We start from the raw sequence: 19,330 nt of genomic DNA on the forward strand, positions 1-19,330 counted from the left end.
CAAGTAATCTTTAGTAATCTTTTAAAAAATCCCCTGTTTATGAAAAAGAATATTATGTTCTTCAAGGGTGCTTTTATTGCACCCTTTTTTGCAAAATACTTTTTTTACAGTCTTATTTTAGTGTTGCCATTGTTATGGTCTGGTAACATTAATGCTCAATGTACTGTAAGTGACAACATCAACATTCAACCTCCATTTAGTGATGGTTACGGCTTAACTTCGGCCTTTGGGCAAACCTTTACACCAAGTTGTTCCGGGCCTTTAACAAAATTATCACTATTTATCGATGCCAATGATGCAAATAGGAATGATGTCGGTGTTGTGATTCTTAGAGGAACTCCTACAAATCATACTGTCTTGCAAACGCTCTATAACTTGAATCTCCCCGCGGTAGATGATGACACTGGGGTCTATGAAATGAATATTAACACTAATGTATCGTTAACAGCGAACGAAACCTATACCGTTTATCTTGCGGTTGGGGCAGGAACGGCACGCGTTAAGCCCTTTGTTAGAACCGGTAACCCTTATTCCGGAGGTAACTTTTGGTATATAGAAGATTTGGCCAGTCCGGATCCAGATACTTCTAGTTGGACGTCCGAATCGAGCAGAGATTTAGCAATGAGAGTGCATATGGGACCAGATAACCCGCCTCAGTTAACATGTAACAATATAACCGTAGATCTGGGTGCAGATAACGCAGAATTTTTAAACCCTGATTTAATCTATAGCGCAACGGACGATGATGGTATTTATGTAGTCAATATAGATGGTACTACTGCTTATGACTGTACTCATATAGGAGATCATATTTTAACTGTTACTGTTGAAGATACTGGAGGAAATACGGCTAGTTGTACGGCTACCGTGACCGTCATAGAAGAAGGCCAACCCAATTTAAGTTGTCAGTCTACTCCGGTAGATGCCGTATTGGGCGAGAATAATCAGGCAAATGTAAGCTTAAGTAGTTTAATAAGTAGTGCGTCAGATAACTGTCCTAGTTTAAATAGATATCTAGGTGTTAAAGATTTTAGTGGAACCATAACGACCGGTTCTCAAACGGATCAACTCATACCAGGACTTACTTTTTATGTTGATGAATACGAATTTGAGGCGCCAGCTGATGGAGAGTATAAGTTTGTGTTTACAGGAACAAGTTATGTCAGTAGCACAGCTATTGATGCGATCATGGTTATCCTCTGGGATGGTGACCCGCAAGCGAATACAGGTCATTACCAACAGAGAACTAATTATATGGGCTATACCTTTAGAAGAGATAATGGAACGTATTTCGATACTTATAATGACGCAACGAGGTACTATACACTTTCTGAAGGACAAACCTATAAATTCTATGTTTTAGGAGCCAATGAAGATGCAACTGCAACCTATAGCGGTAAAGTGCTCATGAGAGCCCCTGGAGGCTCAGAACTTACATTAGATTATACATGTAGTGATATAGGAACGCATACCATAGACGTCGTTGTTGATGATGCCTCAGAAAATTATACCAGTTGTACTGCCACAGTTAATGTTGTAGACAACACACCTCCTGGGATTACTTGCCCTAGTAACCCTACAGTGGGGACAGACCCAGCACAGTGTTTCGCCACTGGCGTATTTGCAAGCTTGCCTACGGTTTCAGATAATTGCACGGCAACTGCATCGATTCAACTCGTACTTAAGTTGGAATCGGGTGACACGGTAATTAATCCAGATACATACCAGTTTCCTACAGGCCAAACAAGTGTAAGATGGGAAGCCACTGATGCTTCTGGTAATATGACAAGCTGTACTTCTACCGTGACAGTTACAGAAAGCACACCCGAACCCCCAACATTTGTAAGTGGATGTCAAAATATTAATACGGCAGGATCAGATCCTGGGCAATGTTATGCAACCAATGTCTTTCCAGCCTTGCCTACAGTTACAGATAATTGTACGCCAGCAGAATCGATTCAACTCGTACTAAAGTTAGCATCGAATGACCAGGTTATTGATCCATTCACATACCAGTTTCCTGTTGACACAGTAACAAATATAAAATGGGAAGCTACGGATGCTTCTGGTAATGTAGCATATTGTGCTAATAGGTATGTTTATGTATATGATCATGGAGCTCCGACGATGTCGTGCACTAATAGTGTAGATGCTGTATTGGATGGAAGTGGAAATGCCACAGTGTCGTTGAGTGACATCACCAACGGGTCGACGGATAATTGTGAAGAAGCATCAGATTTGGATACTTATGTAGGTGTATATGAGGTTAGTGGCGCAACGACCACAAGTTCGAATACAGATGCAATATTAAACAGCGCCAATACTTGGTATTATGCAGAACATCAATTTGTGGCACCAGTTACGGGGCAATATAGAGTTACTGCCAATGGAACCTCTTCTGATGGAGATGGAATAAGAGTGTATGCCTATAGTGTTGCTCCCACACCCAACACAGGATTCTTTCATCAAAGACCTGGGTTTATAGGGGAAGTGACCTTTACTGATGATGGAACTATAAATTATCCGGATAATACTAGAAATTTCAACTTAACTGGTGGAAACACCTATTATTTCACGATCAAGACTCGAGATCATAGTGAAACCTTAACGTATAATGTCAATTGGATGAGAGCGGCTACTGACCTCACTTATACCTGTAATGATATAGGAACTCATGATGTAAAGGTGTTCTTGGGAGATAGTAATCTTAATTACAATAGCTGTACTACAACAATAACGGTAAAAGATGAAACGGAACCAATAATTTCAGGATGTGCCGATATTACGGTAGGAACAGATTCAGGACTATGTTATGCAACGAATCCCTTCGGAACCTCAATTACGGTTACAGATAATTGTACACCTACTGAATCGATTCAATTAGAACTTAAATTGTCAGATGACTCGGTTATTGATCCAACTACATATCAGTTCCTTGTAGGTGAAACAGCTGTAAAATGGGTAGCCACTGATGCTTCTGGTAATGTATCAACAACTTGTAATATGCTCGTTACAGTAAATGATAATACGGGACCAGTAATTTCAGGATGTGCTAATGTTACGGTAGAACCAGATACTGATCAGTGTTATGCAACTAATGTGAGCATAGCTATACCTACGGCAACAGATAATTGTACACCTGATGCATCGATTCCAATAGAACTTAGATTGGCAGAAGGCCCAATTATTGATCCGACCTCATATCAATTTCCGATAGGCGATACGACTATAGAATGGCGAGCTACGGATGCTTCAGGTAATATGTCAAGTTGTACGGCGACCGTAACAGTTACAGATATAATCCAACCAACAATAGTTTGTAATCCTAACCCGGTAAATGCAGTATTAGACGGAAATAATGAGGCAAATGTGAGCTTAAGTAGTTTAATTAGTAGTACCTCAGACTGTTCCGCAACAAACACATATCTAGGTGTTATGGACTTTAGTGGAGCCACCACGGTTAATTCTGACGTGGATGTACTAGTGCCTGGATCTCCTTTTTATGTTGACGAGTACCAATTTGTGGCGCCAGCTGATGGAGAGTATAAGTTTGTATTTACCGGGACAAGCACTAGAGGTCCTTTTCCTGTCAATGCGATCAGTGTCATTGTTTGGGATAATAATGGCCCGCAAGTCAATGGAGGTCTTTATACACAGAGGAGTTCGTTTGTGGGCTTTACGAGTAGAAGAGATAATGGAACGCGTATTGACGGCGGAACGTTGTACTATAATCTTACTGGAGGAGAAACCTATAAATTCTATGTTTGCGGGGCAGACGTCACGGCAATTGCAACCTATAGTGGCAAAGTGCTTATGAAAGCGCCTAACGGTTTGAATTTTACATGTAGTGATGTAGGAACGCATACGATAGACGTCGTTGTCGATGATGCCTCAGAAAATTATAACAGTTGTACAGCTACAATTAATGTCGGTAGCATTCCAACGATTACATGTCCGGCTAATGTTATAGTGAATAATACAGATCCTGGACAATGTACCGCAACCAATGTCAGCTTAGGAACAGCTACTGCAACAGATAGCTGTGGATCGCCAGTAACTGCAGTCCCTCAGATTGGTGGAGTTACCATTGATCCCACTACCTATGCCTTCAATACAGGCAGGACCACAGTGACATGGGTGGCTACAGATGCTTTTGGGAATTCCAACACCTGCCAACAAAAGGTCTGGGTATATGATAATGAAGCCCCAAGCGGCGGATCATGTAACAATAGTTTAGATGTACAATTAGATGCCAATGGTGCGGGGAGCGTAGCTTTAAGTCAGCTACACACAGGGTTTACAGACAATTGTGCCAATACATTAAATACCTATGTACGTGCCATGGATTTCAATGGGGAGACGACTACGAGTAGTTCAGTTGACGATATCAGGGGAAATGGATCAGTACACTATTATGATCTTTATGAATTTACACCCTCTGTTTCGGGGCAGTATAAGTTTGCCTTTAATGGGACAACAACATCCCCTCCTGGTGAAACTCCTGTAAATGAACTGTATATGATTTTGTGGGATGCAGTCCCTCAAAGTACTGGGGCTTATTCTACAAGACCTGAATATTATGGCTATCAACCGAGATTTGAAGATGGGACCCCAAATAGTGAAGGAGATGAAGAAGTCTTTGCTTTACAAGCAGGAACAACCTATTACTTCTATATTTTAGGACTCAACCCAGAATCAACAATTACCTATAGTGGTCATGTGTTATTAACATCTGTAAATAGTTTAGATTATAACTGCAATGACATTGGATCATCCTATCAGGTGGATATAGCCATAGAGGACGACAGATTTAACTATGCTACATGCAGCGCAACGGTCAATGTAACATCGCCTGTTCTTACAGCTTCCTGCCAAGATATTACAGTGCAATTGGATGCTTCAGGAACAGCAACGGTTACTGCAGCCGATATCAATGCATCTACTATTGCGTGTAACGCCAACTCTGTTACTGCAGAATTAAAAGCAGTAGTGAGTCAACCTGTTTCGGGTACTCTCAATCTAAATGAGTCAGAACCTGGCCAATCATTTACGGCTACGACTACAGGTTGGCTTACTAAAATACGTATAAAAGTCTGGCAGGATTACAACAATAAAACCGTTTATTTTTATAATAGCAATAATGGGAGCGGAACTACGAGCTCTATAGGGACACCAGTTTACACGGAATCAGGGGTTTCACTAGCCGTCAATAATGGCGGATGGACAGAGATAACGCTCAGCACACCATTGCCAGTGGTAGAGGGCAATGCATATAGCTTTATTATTGGAGGTCTTACCCGAGTTTATCTTGATTTTAGTGATGCGTATGACGGAGGTGATCATCTTGACAATTATGGAAGAGTTATTTCCAATGTAGATATGGCATTCGAAGCCGAAATCGATTATGATGCAACCTTCGATACCAATGATATCGGTGTCAATACCGTACCATTATTATTGACCAATGCCAATGGTGATACCGCAGCGTGTACCGCTAATGTCACCGTCGAAGATACTCGTTTTGTAACCAAATGGGTAACTACACAAAACGGAGAAAGCATTACTATCCCAACGACAGGTGGCGGTTATAATTATACGGTACATTGGGGAGACAGCCAAAATACGGTTACTACAGGTATTACTGGCGATGCAACATTTACTTATGATCAACCAGGTACTTACACGGTATCGATTTCCGGTACATTCCCCAGGATTTATTTCAATTACGGAAATGGAAATGAAAAGATTCACACCATAGAACAATGGGGCGCTAACCCCTGGACATCCATGGAAAATGCCTTTGCGGGTTGTACCAACCTTCAAGTTATGGCAACGGATGCCCCGGATCTTAGCAATGCATCAAGCTTGAGTCAAATGTTTGCCGGTGCAACTAAATTAAATTCAGATTTAAGTCATTGGGATGTAAGCACTATAACAACTATGTATGCCATGTTTTATAATGCAGAGATCTTTAATCAGCCATTGAATAACTGGAACGTGAGTAATGTAACTAACATGGCTGCAATGTTCCAGGACGCAAAAGCCTTTAACCAACCCTTAGACAGTTGGAATGTGGGTTCAGTGCTGCGAATGGACTCAATGTTTCAAAGTGCTGAAGCCTTTAATCAGCCATTAAACAGTTGGAATGTGAGCAGTGTGAACGACATGGTCTCAATGTTTGAAGGAGCAAAAGCCTTTAATCAACCCATAGACAGTTGGAATGTAAGCTTGGTAACCGATATGGATTATATGTTTCGGGAAGCGGAAGTATTTAATCAATCCATAGACAGCTGGAATGTGAGCGCGGTTGTGGACATGATTCAGATGTTTAAGGATGCAAAAAACTTTAATCAGCCTTTAAACAGCTGGAATGTGAGCTCGGTAATATATATGGATGCTATGTTTGAAGGCGCTATAGCTTTTGATCAGCCGTTGAACAGCTGGAACGTGGGTTCGGTAGTCAACATGAGGGAAATGTTTAATGGTGCCACAAGCTTTAACCAACCATTGAACAGTTGGGATGTGAGCTCAGTAACCAATATGGCATATATGTTTAAAAACGCTGGTTTATTTAATCAACCCATGGGCAGTTGGAATGTGGGTTCAGTAGGAGACATGAGATCTATGTTTGAAGGCGCTACAGCCTTTGATCAGTCCTTGAACACTTGGAGTGTTGGATCGGTAACCAACATGAGTTCAATGTTTAATAGTGCAATAAGCTTTGATCAGTCATTGAACAGTTGGGATGTGAGCTCAGTAACCAACATGGCATCTATGTTTAAAAACGCTAGTTTATTTAATCAACAAATAGGCGGTTGGAGTGTCGGTGCAGTAACAGACATGACATCTATGTTTGATGGGGCACTTAGCTTCAATCAACCATTAAACAACTGGGATGTGAGTTCAGTTAGTGGTATGTCTTATATGTTTAATAGTGCTACAACCTTTAATCAAAAGTTGGACAACTGGAATGTGAGTTTAATAACCGACATGACTCAGATGTTTCAATTGGCAACTAGTTTCAACCAAGACATCAGCAACTGGAATGTGAGTGCAGTAACCAACATGGACAGCATGTTCGAAAATGCTTTAGCCTTCAATCAGCCTTTAAACACTTGGAATGTAAGTTCGGTCACTAACATGAACGAAATGTTTTCAGGAGCAACAGCTTTTGATCAGGAATTGGGCAATTGGGATTTAACTTCAGTAACCACAATGACATTCATGTTTAGTGGTGTAACCCTGTCTCTTTCCAATTACGATGCAACCCTAATTGGCTGGCAAACCGATAGTAGTGGTACCCCTGGCGATGCTACGGACGATGTGCCTAGTGGTATTACCTTCGATGGAGGTAGCAGCACGTACTGCCATTCCTTAGGGCATAGACAAGACCTTATAGATAATAAAGGATGGATGATTTCCGATGGCGGTTTGGAATGTACATCGCTTGCTTTCGTGACCAAATGGGTAACCACAGAAAATGCCGAAAGCATTACCATCCCAACAACTGGGAATGGTTATAATTACACGGTATTTTGGGGAGATAGTCAAAATACGGTTACTACAGGTATTACTGGTGATGCAACATTCACCTATGAACAACCAGGAACCTACACGGTATCAATTGTTGGTGAGTTTCCAAGGATTTATTTTAATGATGAAATTGGAGCAGAGAAACTTCATACCATTGAGCAATGGGGCTCTAATTCTTGGACATCTATGGAAGGCGCTTTTTATGGCTGCTCCAACCTTCAAATTACAGCTACAGATGCTCCAGATCTTAGTAATGTATCGGGTGCGAGACGAATGTTTAGAGGAGCAACAAATTTCAATTCAGATATAAGCCATTGGGATGTAAGTTCTATAACAGATATGAGTAGCATGTTTGCCTATGCAAGTACTTTTAATCAACCATTAAACAGTTGGAATGTGAGCAATGTGAGGGACATGGGTTTTATGTTTCAAAATGCAATTGCGTTTAATCAGCCCTTGAACAGTTGGAATGTTGGTTCGGTAACTAATATGCGTTCAATGTTTGATAATGCAAGTGTCTTCAATCAGCCTATAGGCAATTGGAATGTGGGTTCAGTGAACCGAATGGACAGTATGTTTGCAGATGCAGAAGCCTTTAATCAACCCTTGAACAGTTGGAATGTGGGCTCAGTCACTAACATGTCTTCTATGTTTAGTGGCGCAGATGTCTTTGATCAACCTATAGATAGTTGGAATGTAAGTTCGGTAACCTATATGCCTTACATGTTTTTTTCTGCAGCTGAGTTCGATCAACCATTAAACAGCTGGAATGTAAGTTCAGCAGTTGATATGTTCGGAATGTTTTTTTATGCGAGCAAATTCAATCAACCATTGAACAATTGGAATGTAGGTTCGGTAACCATTATGTCTTCTATGTTTTATGGTGCAACAAGCTTTAATCAACCATTGAATAGCTGGGATGTGAGTTCGGTTGGTGCTATGACTTTTATGTTTCAGGATGCAACAGCCTTTAATCAACCTTTGGATAGCTGGAATGTGAGTTCAGTAACCAACATGAATAGCATGTTCGAAAATGCGACTGCCTTCAATCAGCCATTGAACGGTTGGAATATGAGTTCGGTAAGCAACATGAATGAAATGTTTAAAGGCGCAACAGCTTTTGATCAGGAACTAAGCAATTGGGATTTAACTTCGGTAACTACGATGACACTCATGTTTGACGGTGCGGGATTGTCACGTTCCAATTACGATACCACCTTGATCGGCTGGCAAACCGATGATAGTGGCGCTCCTGGCGATGCTATGGACGATATCCCTAACGGCATTACCTTCGATGGAGGTAACAGCACATACTGCCTTTCAGCAGTGCAAAGACAAAAACTTATTGATGACGAAGGGTGGATCATTACCGATGGAGGGCCAGAATGTACATCGCTTGCTTTTATCACCACATGGTATATAGAAAATGCCAACGAAAGCATCACCATTCCAACAACAGAAGGAGGTTATAATTACACGGTAATTTGGGGAGACAACCAAAACTCCGTCTCGACGGGTCATACTGGCAATGCAACATTTACCTATGATCAGCCAGGTACCTATACAGTAACAATCATTGGTGCCTTCCCTAGGATTTTCTTCAATAACGGTGGAGATAAGGATAAGATACGTACAATAGAAAAATGGGGTCCTAATTCATGGACATCTATGGAAAATGCCTTTTATGGTTGCTCTAATCTTCAGATCAATGATACCAGTGCTCCTGATCTGAGTAATGTAATGAGTATGTCAGGGATGTTTAGAGGGGCAACAAATTTCAATTCAGATATAAGCCAATGGGATGTGAGCAATGTAACCATTATGTCTCTTATGTTTAAAGACGCAAGTTTATTTAATCAACAAATAGGCGGTTGGAGTGTAGGTGCAGTAACAAACATGTCATCTATGTTCGAAAATGCAGAAGCCTTCAATCAACCATTGAACAACTGGGATGTGAGTTCGGTAACTACAATGGCTTGGATGTTTAGGAGTGCAACAGCCTTTAATCAACCTTTAAATAGCTGGAATGTGAGCTCAGTAACCACCATGACCCAAATGTTCCAATTGGCAACAAATTTCAACCAACATCTAAGTAACTGGGATGTGACTGCAGTAACCAGCATGGACACCATGTTCGAAAGTGCAACTGCCTTCAATCAGCCATTAAACAGTTGGAATGTGAGTTCGGTCACTAACATGTCAACTATGTTTCAATCAGCAACAAATTTCAACCAAGATTTGAGCAACTGGAATGTGAGCAATGTTACCAATATGCAAAGTATGTTTAATAGTGCAACTGCCTTCAACCAACCATTAAGCAATTGGGATGTAAGTTCGGTAACTAATATGCGAAGCGTATTTTTTAATTGTACTGCCTTTGACCAGGATTTAAGCAATTGGGACATAAGCAGTGTATCGACTATGGAGTATATGTTTCAAGGTGTGACCTTGTCCATGGTCAATTACGACGCGACCCTTATTGGTTGGCATACCGATAGTAGCGGTATCCATGGAGATGGTGAAGACGATGTTCCATCTAACATTGAGTTCCATGGTGGTTTTAGCCAATACTGTAATTCAGAAACCCAAAGACAGGACCTTATTACGAGTAATTTCTGGAACATTACTGATGGAGGACTTAATTGTCCAACAACGATTTCGTTAAGTCCAAAGGTTTATCTGCAGGGTGCAAGTTTAAACCCAAATGCAAATGAAGGGAACTTAATGCGTGATGATCTAAGAGTTGCGGGCATGATGCCTGTGACCAGCCCTTATAGCGATGGCCTTACAATAGATAATTCAGTGCTTACGACCACAGATTCAAATGCCATTGTCGATTGGGTCTGGGTAGAGCTAAGAAATGAACTTACCAATACGACCATCATTGACAGTCAATCGGCATTGTTACAACGCGATGGCGATGTAGTGGATGTCGATGGGACCTCACCCGTAACATTTACACAATCGGCAGGGAATTATCACGTCGTGGTCAAGCACCGTAACCATATAGGAGTCATCACAGCCACGCCAGTTGCACTAAACAGTACAGCAACCTTAATTGACTTTACGAATCCTATTGGTGTAGAGGGTGGTACCAATTCGGTAGTGCTATTGGCCAATGGGTTATATGGAATGTACACGGGTGATTATGATGGCAATGCACAGATCCAAAACACAGATGCCAACGCCGTGGTCCAATTGATTGGTAGCTCTGGCTATGACGAGGCCGATATGGACATCAACACACAGGTACAGAATACAGATGTCAACGTCCTGATCAACCCCAACATAGGGCGTGGAGAGCAGTTCACTCGATCAGAAGAGTCACCTGCTGTACTATCAAGTGATATGACCATAGCTTTTGCCAATGCAGAGATCACCAACGATGGCACTGACGATTTCTATGAGGCGGACATCATGATATCGGGCACGACGGATTTCTATTTGGGCTCAGGCCAGGTATATATTGACTACAATACGGCAGCCTTTGGAGAGAACATCTCTGGCAATGGTGCAATTGAGTACAGCCAACCAGATGGGACCATCTTGGGGCATACATGGCCAGGATTTCCATTCCCGACCCCAGCCTACAAGGATTTTGTGGAGAACGACAATACCACGTCAAGGGTATCGTTGTCCTTCCAGCAGAACATAGCCTTGGTGGGCTTGGAGACAGCACCAGAGTTAGCGGTGACCAACACCCCCAAGATCTTGTTCCATATCAAGATACGCTATGCGGACGTGAACGAGGATGCGAATATCTGTTTCTACAGTGATGGGGTGTTCCAGGACCAGTTCTTTACGGCCTGTGGTGGAACAACCACAGCAGACTGTATTAATGCACCTGGGGCTCAAATCATCAATGATACCTATGACTGTTCGGAGTCTGTACCAAGTACTTTGAGCATAGTAGAAGCAGAGGCCGATGCCTTGTTGCTATATCCAAACCCGGTAAGCACAAGCTTCCATATCAAGGGCTTAAGGACAACGGGATTGGTACGTATCCATGACATCAAAGGACGACTTGTGCTACAGGTAAATGGAGTTGAAACAGACCAAGCGATAGACATGAGCCCTTTTGAGGATGGTACCTATCTGGTAGAGATCAGAACAGAGAATACATCGGTTATTAAGCGCCTTATCAAAAAAACTAATTAAGACTTATCCTTCAAATATAAGATGATTATGAAAATAAAAATAGTTATAATATTACTAGCGGTTGCATGTATGCATAATGTCCATGGCCAGAATATCACCTTTACATTTGCCAACGCCCAAATAACCAATGATGGGACTGACGATTTCTATGAGGCTGATATCATGATATCGAGCACGACAGGCTTTTATGTCGGCTCGGGCCAGCTGTATTTTGATTACAATCCAGCGGCATTTGGGACCAATATATCCACCAATGGCAATATAGAATACAGCCAGCCAGCAGGATCGATCATAGGCTATGAATTTCCAGGATTTCCATTCTCAACCCCAGCCTACAAGGATTTTGTCCAGAACGACAACACAAGTTCAAGGGTATCGCTGTCCTTCCAGCAGAACGTTGCCCTAGTAGGTTTGGAGTTTGCACCAGAGCTTGAGGTGGTATCTACGGCCAAAGTGCTGTTCCATATCAAGATACGCTATGCGGACGTTAACGAAGACGCCAATGTCTGCTTCTATAGCGATGGTGTTTTCCAGGACCAGTTCTTTACGGCCTGTGGCGGAACGAGCATTGCGGATTGTATCAATGCACCGGGCACGCAGATCACGGATGATACCTATGACTGTTCCGCATCGGTTCCAAGTACGCTGAGTATAGTTGAAGTGAGAGACGATGCCTTGTTGCTATATCCAAACCCAGTAAAAACAAGCTTTAATATCAATGGTTTAACTGAGACAGCAGCAGTGCGCATATATGATATCAAAGGACGACTTGTGCTACTCATGGACAATGTTGAAACAGGTCGTACCATAGACATGAGTCCTTATGGAGATGGTGTCTATCTGGTAGAGATCAGTATAGAAAATGCAATGGTCGTCAAACGTCTAATTAAAAAAAGTAATTAACCCTTACCCTTGAACTATAAAATGATTATGAAAATAAAAACAGCTATAATATTATTAACGATTGGATGTATGTATAATATTCATGCTCAGAACATTACACTAACCTTTGCCAATGCCGAGGTGACTAATGATGGAACTGACGATTTCTATGAGGCCGATATTATGCTCTCTTCGACGATAGATTTCTATGTCGGCTCAGGGCAAGTGTATATTGACTATAATACAGCAGCCTTTGGAGAGAATATAGCAGCCAATGCCAATATCGAATACACCCAACCAACAGGGTCTCTTATCGGTTATAGTTTCCCGAGTTTTCCTTTTCCGGTACCAACTCATAAAGATTTTATACAAATTGACAATACAACCTCTAGAGTGTCTTTATCATTTCAGCAGAATTTAGGAGTGGACGCTTTAGCACTTGCACCTAGTATTAATGTTACCACTACACCAAAAGTCTTGATGCATATCAAGATAAAGTACGTAGATGCCAATGCAAACGCAGGAATTTGCTTCTATAGTGATGGTGTGTTCCAAGACCAGTTTATTACGGCTTGTGGCGGTGCTCCTGTTACTGGTTTAGCGGACTGTACTAATGCACCAGGAGTAGTAATTACCAACGATACCTATGACTGTTCAGGAGCGTCACTAAATAGTACTTATATATACAACAACGGCTGGTCGCCATCGGACCCCAATGGGGTATCGACGGCCTCGGACGATATAGATATCGTAGCGGGCAGTGCGACGATATCGTCCGATACGTCCTGTGACAACATTACCGTACAAGCGGGAGCAGGAATAACGGTCAATAACGGAGTGACCCTCACTACAGCATCGGGCATGGTCATGGAGTCGACATCGACGAGTTATTCCAGTATTATCCTCAACGGTACGATAACGGGAACGGTGACCTACAGGCGCCACGTGAACCAGACGGCGTCCTCGGGAGGGAACGACCTCATATCCCCACCGGTATCGGGAGAGACCTTCGATAACCTATTGGCCTCAAACGGTAATATCGTAGCCAATGGTGATAGCTCACAGTACCTGTTCGGCCCTTTTGATAAAACCTCAGGGACCTACCAGACATACGCAAGTACCGAAACGGTGGCACTGACATCAGGTACGGGCTACAGGGCAGCGACAACGGACAATGGTACCTTGAATTTTAGCGGCAGTATAGACCAATCGAACGTCAATGTGGCGGTCTCAAACTCAGGGCCCAGTTACAGTGAATGGAACCTGATCGGGAACCCTTATGCCTCGTACCTCAACGTACAGGATTTCTTGAACAATGTGGCAAATGCGGCACTGTTGGACGAGGCCAATGTGGGGATCTATGGCTATGATGGGGACGCTTCGGACGGATGGACGGTCTACAACCTTAACACGACGGATGCGAACACGGTCATAACACCAGGACAGGGCTTCTTTGTTGCCGCAGAGAGCAACGGTACCATAGCCTTTACCCCGAGCATGCGAAGGCACGGCAACAGTGACGATTTCATAGCAGGGAGAAACGGTACCAACCATCACCTAAAGTTACAGTTGACCAGTGCCAATGACAGCTCAACAACGGACTTTTACTTTAATGACAGCTCGACCAATAGTTTGGACCCGGGCTATGATGCCGCGGTGTTTGGGAACACTGCTGATTCATTTGCCTTGTATTCCCAACTGTTAGGGAGCAATGAGGACGCGGATTTCGCGATCCAATCCCTGCCAAGGGGCATACTATTGAACGGTACCATGATACCCTTGGGGGTCAATGCCGATTCGGGGCAGCAGTTGGGCATTGATATAGATACCACAAACCTTCCGGATACAGTTGAAGTATATCTGATAGATACGGTCGAGAATGTCTCTGCACTATTGAATACAACGGCATACGTATTTACACCATCTGTAGAACTGAACGGAACGGGGCGGTTTTATTTGAGCTTTAGCAATACGGCACTATCCATAGATGATTCAGGCATAGACAAACTTAATGTACGTTTTGTGAAAGATAGGGACAGGATTGTGGTCATCGGCCAGCTGATGGCCGAAACCCGAGCAGAACTATACGATATCAATGGAAGGTTGGTAAAGACAATAGATTTGGACATGGCACATTACGAGAACACTATGTCCACAAGAGGTTTGGAAAGGGGTGTGTACATCTTTGTTGTTGATAAACAAGGACGATCAGAATCATATAAGGTGATTATCAACTAATTCTAATACGACTTGATTTGAAAACAGAAAAGGACCATCATATTACGAGGAAAGAGGCGATGAAAAAGTTTGGGAAGTATACGGCACTTACCGCACTGGGCACTTTTGTGATCCTCAATCCACTGAAGGCACAGTCATCGTCACCACCAGATCCTGGCGGCAGCCCTTTCGATTGAGCTAGGGATTAACATAAAATGACTGAATGAAAAAGAAATTAAAGAAATAATTCAGGGGTCAACCGAGAGGGAATGATGCACTGAATTATAACTTGCTATGATTAATAGCTGAATAAGCACAGGACTACTAATCTTTAAAGGGGTAAGATTTAAATAAGTAGTTGTGCTATAACCTCCTTAAGAAATTAAGGAGGTTTTTTGTATATAATTTCAAGTTCCTGAAGTCAGTTAATATGATAAAACTTCTGCAATTCTTTTAATAAAAGGTTCGACATTTTCTCTGTACGCTCTACGAAGGAGCTCCTTGAGAAATCAAGGAGCTTTTATTTTGGAGTAAATTTAATGTTCACATTAAGATTTATGGAAAAATAAAGCCGTACTTCGAAGCAGGCTGAGCTCCTTCGTACAAGCTTCCATTTAAGGTCCAACGAACGAAGTGAGTTAATCCTGCTTGCCTGCCAAAACGTAGTGAAGGCAGGTTCTCGCTACAATGTAGAACCTTCAGCCAATTTGGAAGAAGGTTTTTTGTTAAAGGATTTGATGTTGCTCTGTAAAGTTTAATATATTTACAATATAACCCTTATCCCTAAGTTAATGCGCTACGTATTAGTAATAATACTATTATTAAATACAATTATTTCTTATGGTCAAAAACAATCTCAAAATGAAGAGGCCAAAGAAGAAGGAGATACCCTTCTCATAGACTTACAGCAGCAATACAAAACGGCAAAATCAGATTCTGCTAGAGTCACTTCCTTAGTGGCATTGGCCGAATATGAAGTTTATAGAGAGTTTAGTGAAGCGGAAGACCATCTGCACACTGCAGTAGACATTGTTAATAACAACATAGATTTACTGGAAGGCGGGTACTTGGCTCCACCATATAGTATATTGGGGATTGTAAAACGACGACAAGGGGATTATGCAGGTGCTATGTCCTATTTTGTTAAAGCCAAAGAAACGTTTTTCAGAATAGGCGACTCTTCTAATGTGGCTAACATAATGCATAACATGGGCGTTTTATACCGGTTTATGGGTGAATATCCTAAGTCTATTGAGAGTTACAAAGCGGCAATATCCATATTAGAAACACTAAATTCGAATGAAAAAGGCATCGCAGCGGGCTATAATATGCTGGGGGTTTCTTATAGAAAGGTAAATCAGTTAGATTCAGCACTCTACTGCTATGAGAAAGCGAAATCTATTTTTAGGGATTTAGATCGGGAAGAGGATTTGCATCGTGTTAATGGAAACATGGCCGTGCTTTACAATGTTAAAAAGCAGTATCACAAAAGTCTCCAACTCAACTTAGAGAATTTAGCCTATTACACCAAGCTCGGGAATAAATCGTCCATGGCATCCACCAACTATAATGTATCGACGAGTTATTATAGGATGGAAGACTATCGCAATGCCATGATTTATGCCAAAGCCTCACTGGGGGTGGCCCAGGAAGAAGGACTAAAACAACGCGTATCCAAAGCCTATTACAGAATGTCCAATATTCAAAATAGTACCGGAGATTTTGAGCAAGCTTTAGCCAATTACAAATTGTTTAAGAAGCATTCAGATTCACTAATAAATGATGAAAACCTCAGAAAAATACAACGTCTCGAAATTCAAAGTGAATTTAGGCAAGAAAAATTAGTGGATAGCCTTCAATTGGTTAGAGAAAGGGAAGTTGCAGAAGCAAATTTAGAGGTGCTGGCCAAGAAAAAACGCGTGCAATTTCAATGGATGTTGATTGGACTTATATTATTTGCAGGACTGATCATCTATATCTATGTAAAGCAAAAAGCGAAACGGAGATATATGTCGCTTCAAAATAAATTATTGAGTACCGAAATTGAGCACAAGAAAAAAGACCTTACCAATTTTGCCATTAATATTTCCAAAAATCAGGAATGGGTAAAAGTATTGTCTGATAAACTCAATGATGTCAAAAGCGATTCAGAAGTAAAACACAATAAAGCGTTTAAAGAGCTTGAAAGTGAAATAAAGAATCACATGTGGATCGATGAGAGTACCAAGGAATTTTACAGCCAGATCGATACCTTGAGTTCGGCTTTCTACGAACGCCTGAAAAATAGCTTTGCCAATCTCACAAAAACCGATATTCGACTATGCTCTTTAATTAAGTTGAATATGGACAGTAAACAGATTGCCATACTGCAAAATATTAGTCCCTCTTCTGTAAAAATGAGCCGTTATCGCCTTAGAAAAAAGCTAAATCTCAATCCAGACCAAGACATCTATGCATTTTTGAGAGATTTTTAAAATACTGAAAATCAATTATTTAAAATCTTGTAGCCCTTTTGTAGCCCCTTGAAATTTCATCACAAGGGTAAGCTGAATATACATTTGAACTGTTGAATTTTTTAAACCCCTTTAAAATGAAAACAGTTCTTCAATATGGCCTGATGGTATTGATTTTTCTATCAGGAATCACAAAAGGAAATACACAATGTGGCGCGGGTAATACGATTATACAAAACCAAGCGAATACAACATCAATTTCAGCATTAGGCTACGGGCAGTCATTTACAAGTACTTGTACGGGACAAATTGACCGGTTTAAGGTCTGGGTGGATACGGCGCCTTCTGTACCTACAGGATCGGAAGTTGAAGTATCAATTTATCAAGGTGCTGTGAGTAGTGGTGGAACTACATTATTACAGACTTTTTCAACAGACTTTCCAAGTATCGGCAGGAATACCATTATACTGTCATCACCAATAAACGTTACTTCAGGAGAAGTCTATACATTCACTATTGAGGATGCTGAAATCATACGCTATGAATCATTTAGCGGTAGTCCACCATATTCTGAAGGTAGTGCACAAAGGTATACAGGAAGCAATTGGATTTCAGAAAGCGACGAAGATCTAAGATTCGAAATTGGTTATGTTGATTCAGAACCTCCAGTAGCTGTTTGTCAGGATTTTACAGCGAATTTAGATGCTTCAGGTAACTATATTGTGCAAATATCTGATATCGACGGAGGTTCTACAGATGATACAGGAATAACAAGTTATAGTGTTGAGCCATCCATGTTAACTTGTGATAATTTGGCAGGGGCTATTGTGGAATTGACGGTTCGGGATGATGCTGGTAATCAAAGTTCCTGCATGGCAAATGTAACACTCATCGATAATAACGATGCCTGTAGTGACTTCTTTGACGACGCCTTCGTAACGACTTGGGCAACTGATAATAATGGACCATCTGGTGACAATCAAATTACAATTCCAACAAATAATAGTGCAACCTATAGTTATGCAGTAGATTGGGGAGATGGTAATATTCAAACCAATATTACAGGAGATGTTACGCATACCTATGCTAGCTCGGGAACGTATACAGTAAAAATTAAAGGAGAGTTCCCTCAGTTATATTTCGCTAATTCGGGTGATTTACAAAAGATTTTATCAGTAGAAGAGTGGGGCTCAAATGCATGGGCAAGCATGAATCAGGCTTTTCGTGGATGTACTAATCTGGTTATTAATGCCACTGATACACCAGATCTTAGCAACGTAGTGGATATGTCGCGCATGTTTCAAAATACGAATATCGATGCTGGCCTAAATGCCTGGGATGTGAGTAATGTAGAGTCTTTTGCCTTTATGTTCGCAAACAATCCTAGTTTCAATGAAAACATCACTAGCTGGAATATAGGTGCTGCTCTTGATATGGAGCGTATGTTCTTAAATGCAACATCTTTTAATCAAAATCTTGGTAGTTGGAATGTTAGCAACGTCGCTAATTTTCAACTTATGCTTGAGAACTCAGGATTGTCCAGTTACAATTACGGTCTCATACTTATCGGATGGAGTACACTGCCAGAGCTTTTAGAAAACCAGACATTTTCAGTGGGTACGGTTCCGTATTGTTTGGGAGAGGAAGAACATGATTTCTTGACGGAGACAGTTGCCAATGGTGGAAAAGGTTGGACCATTACCGATGGTGGTTTAAATTGTTCTGATGCCTTCATTACCACTTGGAAAACAGATAACCCAGGAGTTGACCATGATTTAGCCATACGCATAGAAACAACAGGACCAGGCTATAATTATGCAGTGGATTGGGGTGATGGTAACATAAGTACTGGACATACAGGAAGTTTTATTTATAGTTATGCAGAAATAGGAACCTATACAGTTAAGATTATTGGAGATTTTCCACGAATACATTTCGGAGCGAATGATAGTAAAGAAAAGCTGGTGTCTGTAGAGCAATGGGGAACAAACTCATGGACGAGTATGGAAAGAGCTTTTAGCGGCTGTACCAATATGACCCTTAACGCAACAGATATCCAGATCTTAGCAATGTGACTGAGATGAGGT

General features: G+C 41.4%; 5 protein-coding genes. All 5 read left to right on the forward strand.

Translation table 11 applies throughout. The features are described 5' to 3' along the window. The first annotated feature begins 39 nt into the window (after nucleotides 1-39). Nucleotides 40-11,691 carry a BspA family leucine-rich repeat surface protein gene (locus tag ACO052_RS08185; protein WP_422107519.1) on the forward strand — a complete coding sequence of 3,884 codons (11,652 nt, stop codon included), beginning with the start codon at nucleotides 40-42 and terminating at the stop codon, nucleotides 11,689-11,691. A gap of 27 nt (nucleotides 11,692-11,718) precedes the next feature. Next, a complete protein-coding gene (locus tag ACO052_RS08190; protein WP_422107520.1) occupies nucleotides 11,719-12,594 on the forward strand; it encodes a T9SS type A sorting domain-containing protein in 876 nt (291 codons plus the stop codon). 27 nt (nucleotides 12,595-12,621) lie between these two features. Further along, on the forward strand, nucleotides 12,622-14,811 hold the full coding sequence (locus ACO052_RS08195) for a T9SS type A sorting domain-containing protein (RefSeq protein ID WP_422107521.1): 2,190 nt from the start codon (nucleotides 12,622-12,624) through the stop codon (nucleotides 14,809-14,811). A 770-nt stretch (nucleotides 14,812-15,581) separates the two neighbouring features. Further along, the gene (locus tag ACO052_RS08200) at nucleotides 15,582-17,264 is read left to right on the forward strand and encodes a tetratricopeptide repeat protein (RefSeq protein ID WP_422107522.1); all 1,683 of its coding nucleotides are present in this window, start codon (nucleotides 15,582-15,584) and stop codon (nucleotides 17,262-17,264) included. Between the two features lie 116 nt (nucleotides 17,265-17,380). Then, nucleotides 17,381-19,318 (forward strand): BspA family leucine-rich repeat surface protein, encoded by a 1,938-nt coding sequence (locus tag ACO052_RS08205; protein ID WP_422107523.1) that lies wholly within the window; start codon nucleotides 17,381-17,383, stop codon nucleotides 19,316-19,318. Nucleotides 19,319-19,330: the final 12 nt, after the last annotated feature.

The organism is Winogradskyella sp. (genome assembly GCF_965228925.1).
Taxonomy (GTDB): Bacteria; Bacteroidota; Bacteroidia; order Flavobacteriales; family Flavobacteriaceae; genus Winogradskyella.

Excerpts from the sequence above, each read along its gene's own strand:
- ACO052_RS08185 (WP_422107519.1), top strand. The coding sequence starts at position 40 with ATGAAAAAGAATATTATGTTCTTCAAGGGTGCTTTTATTGCACCCTTT.
- ACO052_RS08190 (WP_422107520.1), top strand. The coding sequence starts at position 11,719 with ATGAAAATAAAAATAGTTATAATATTACTAGCGGTTGCATGTATGCAT.
- ACO052_RS08195 (WP_422107521.1), top strand. The coding sequence starts at position 12,622 with ATGAAAATAAAAACAGCTATAATATTATTAACGATTGGATGTATGTAT.
- ACO052_RS08200 (WP_422107522.1), top strand. The coding sequence starts at position 15,582 with ATGCGCTACGTATTAGTAATAATACTATTATTAAATACAATTATTTCT.
- ACO052_RS08205 (WP_422107523.1), top strand. The coding sequence starts at position 17,381 with ATGAAAACAGTTCTTCAATATGGCCTGATGGTATTGATTTTTCTATCA.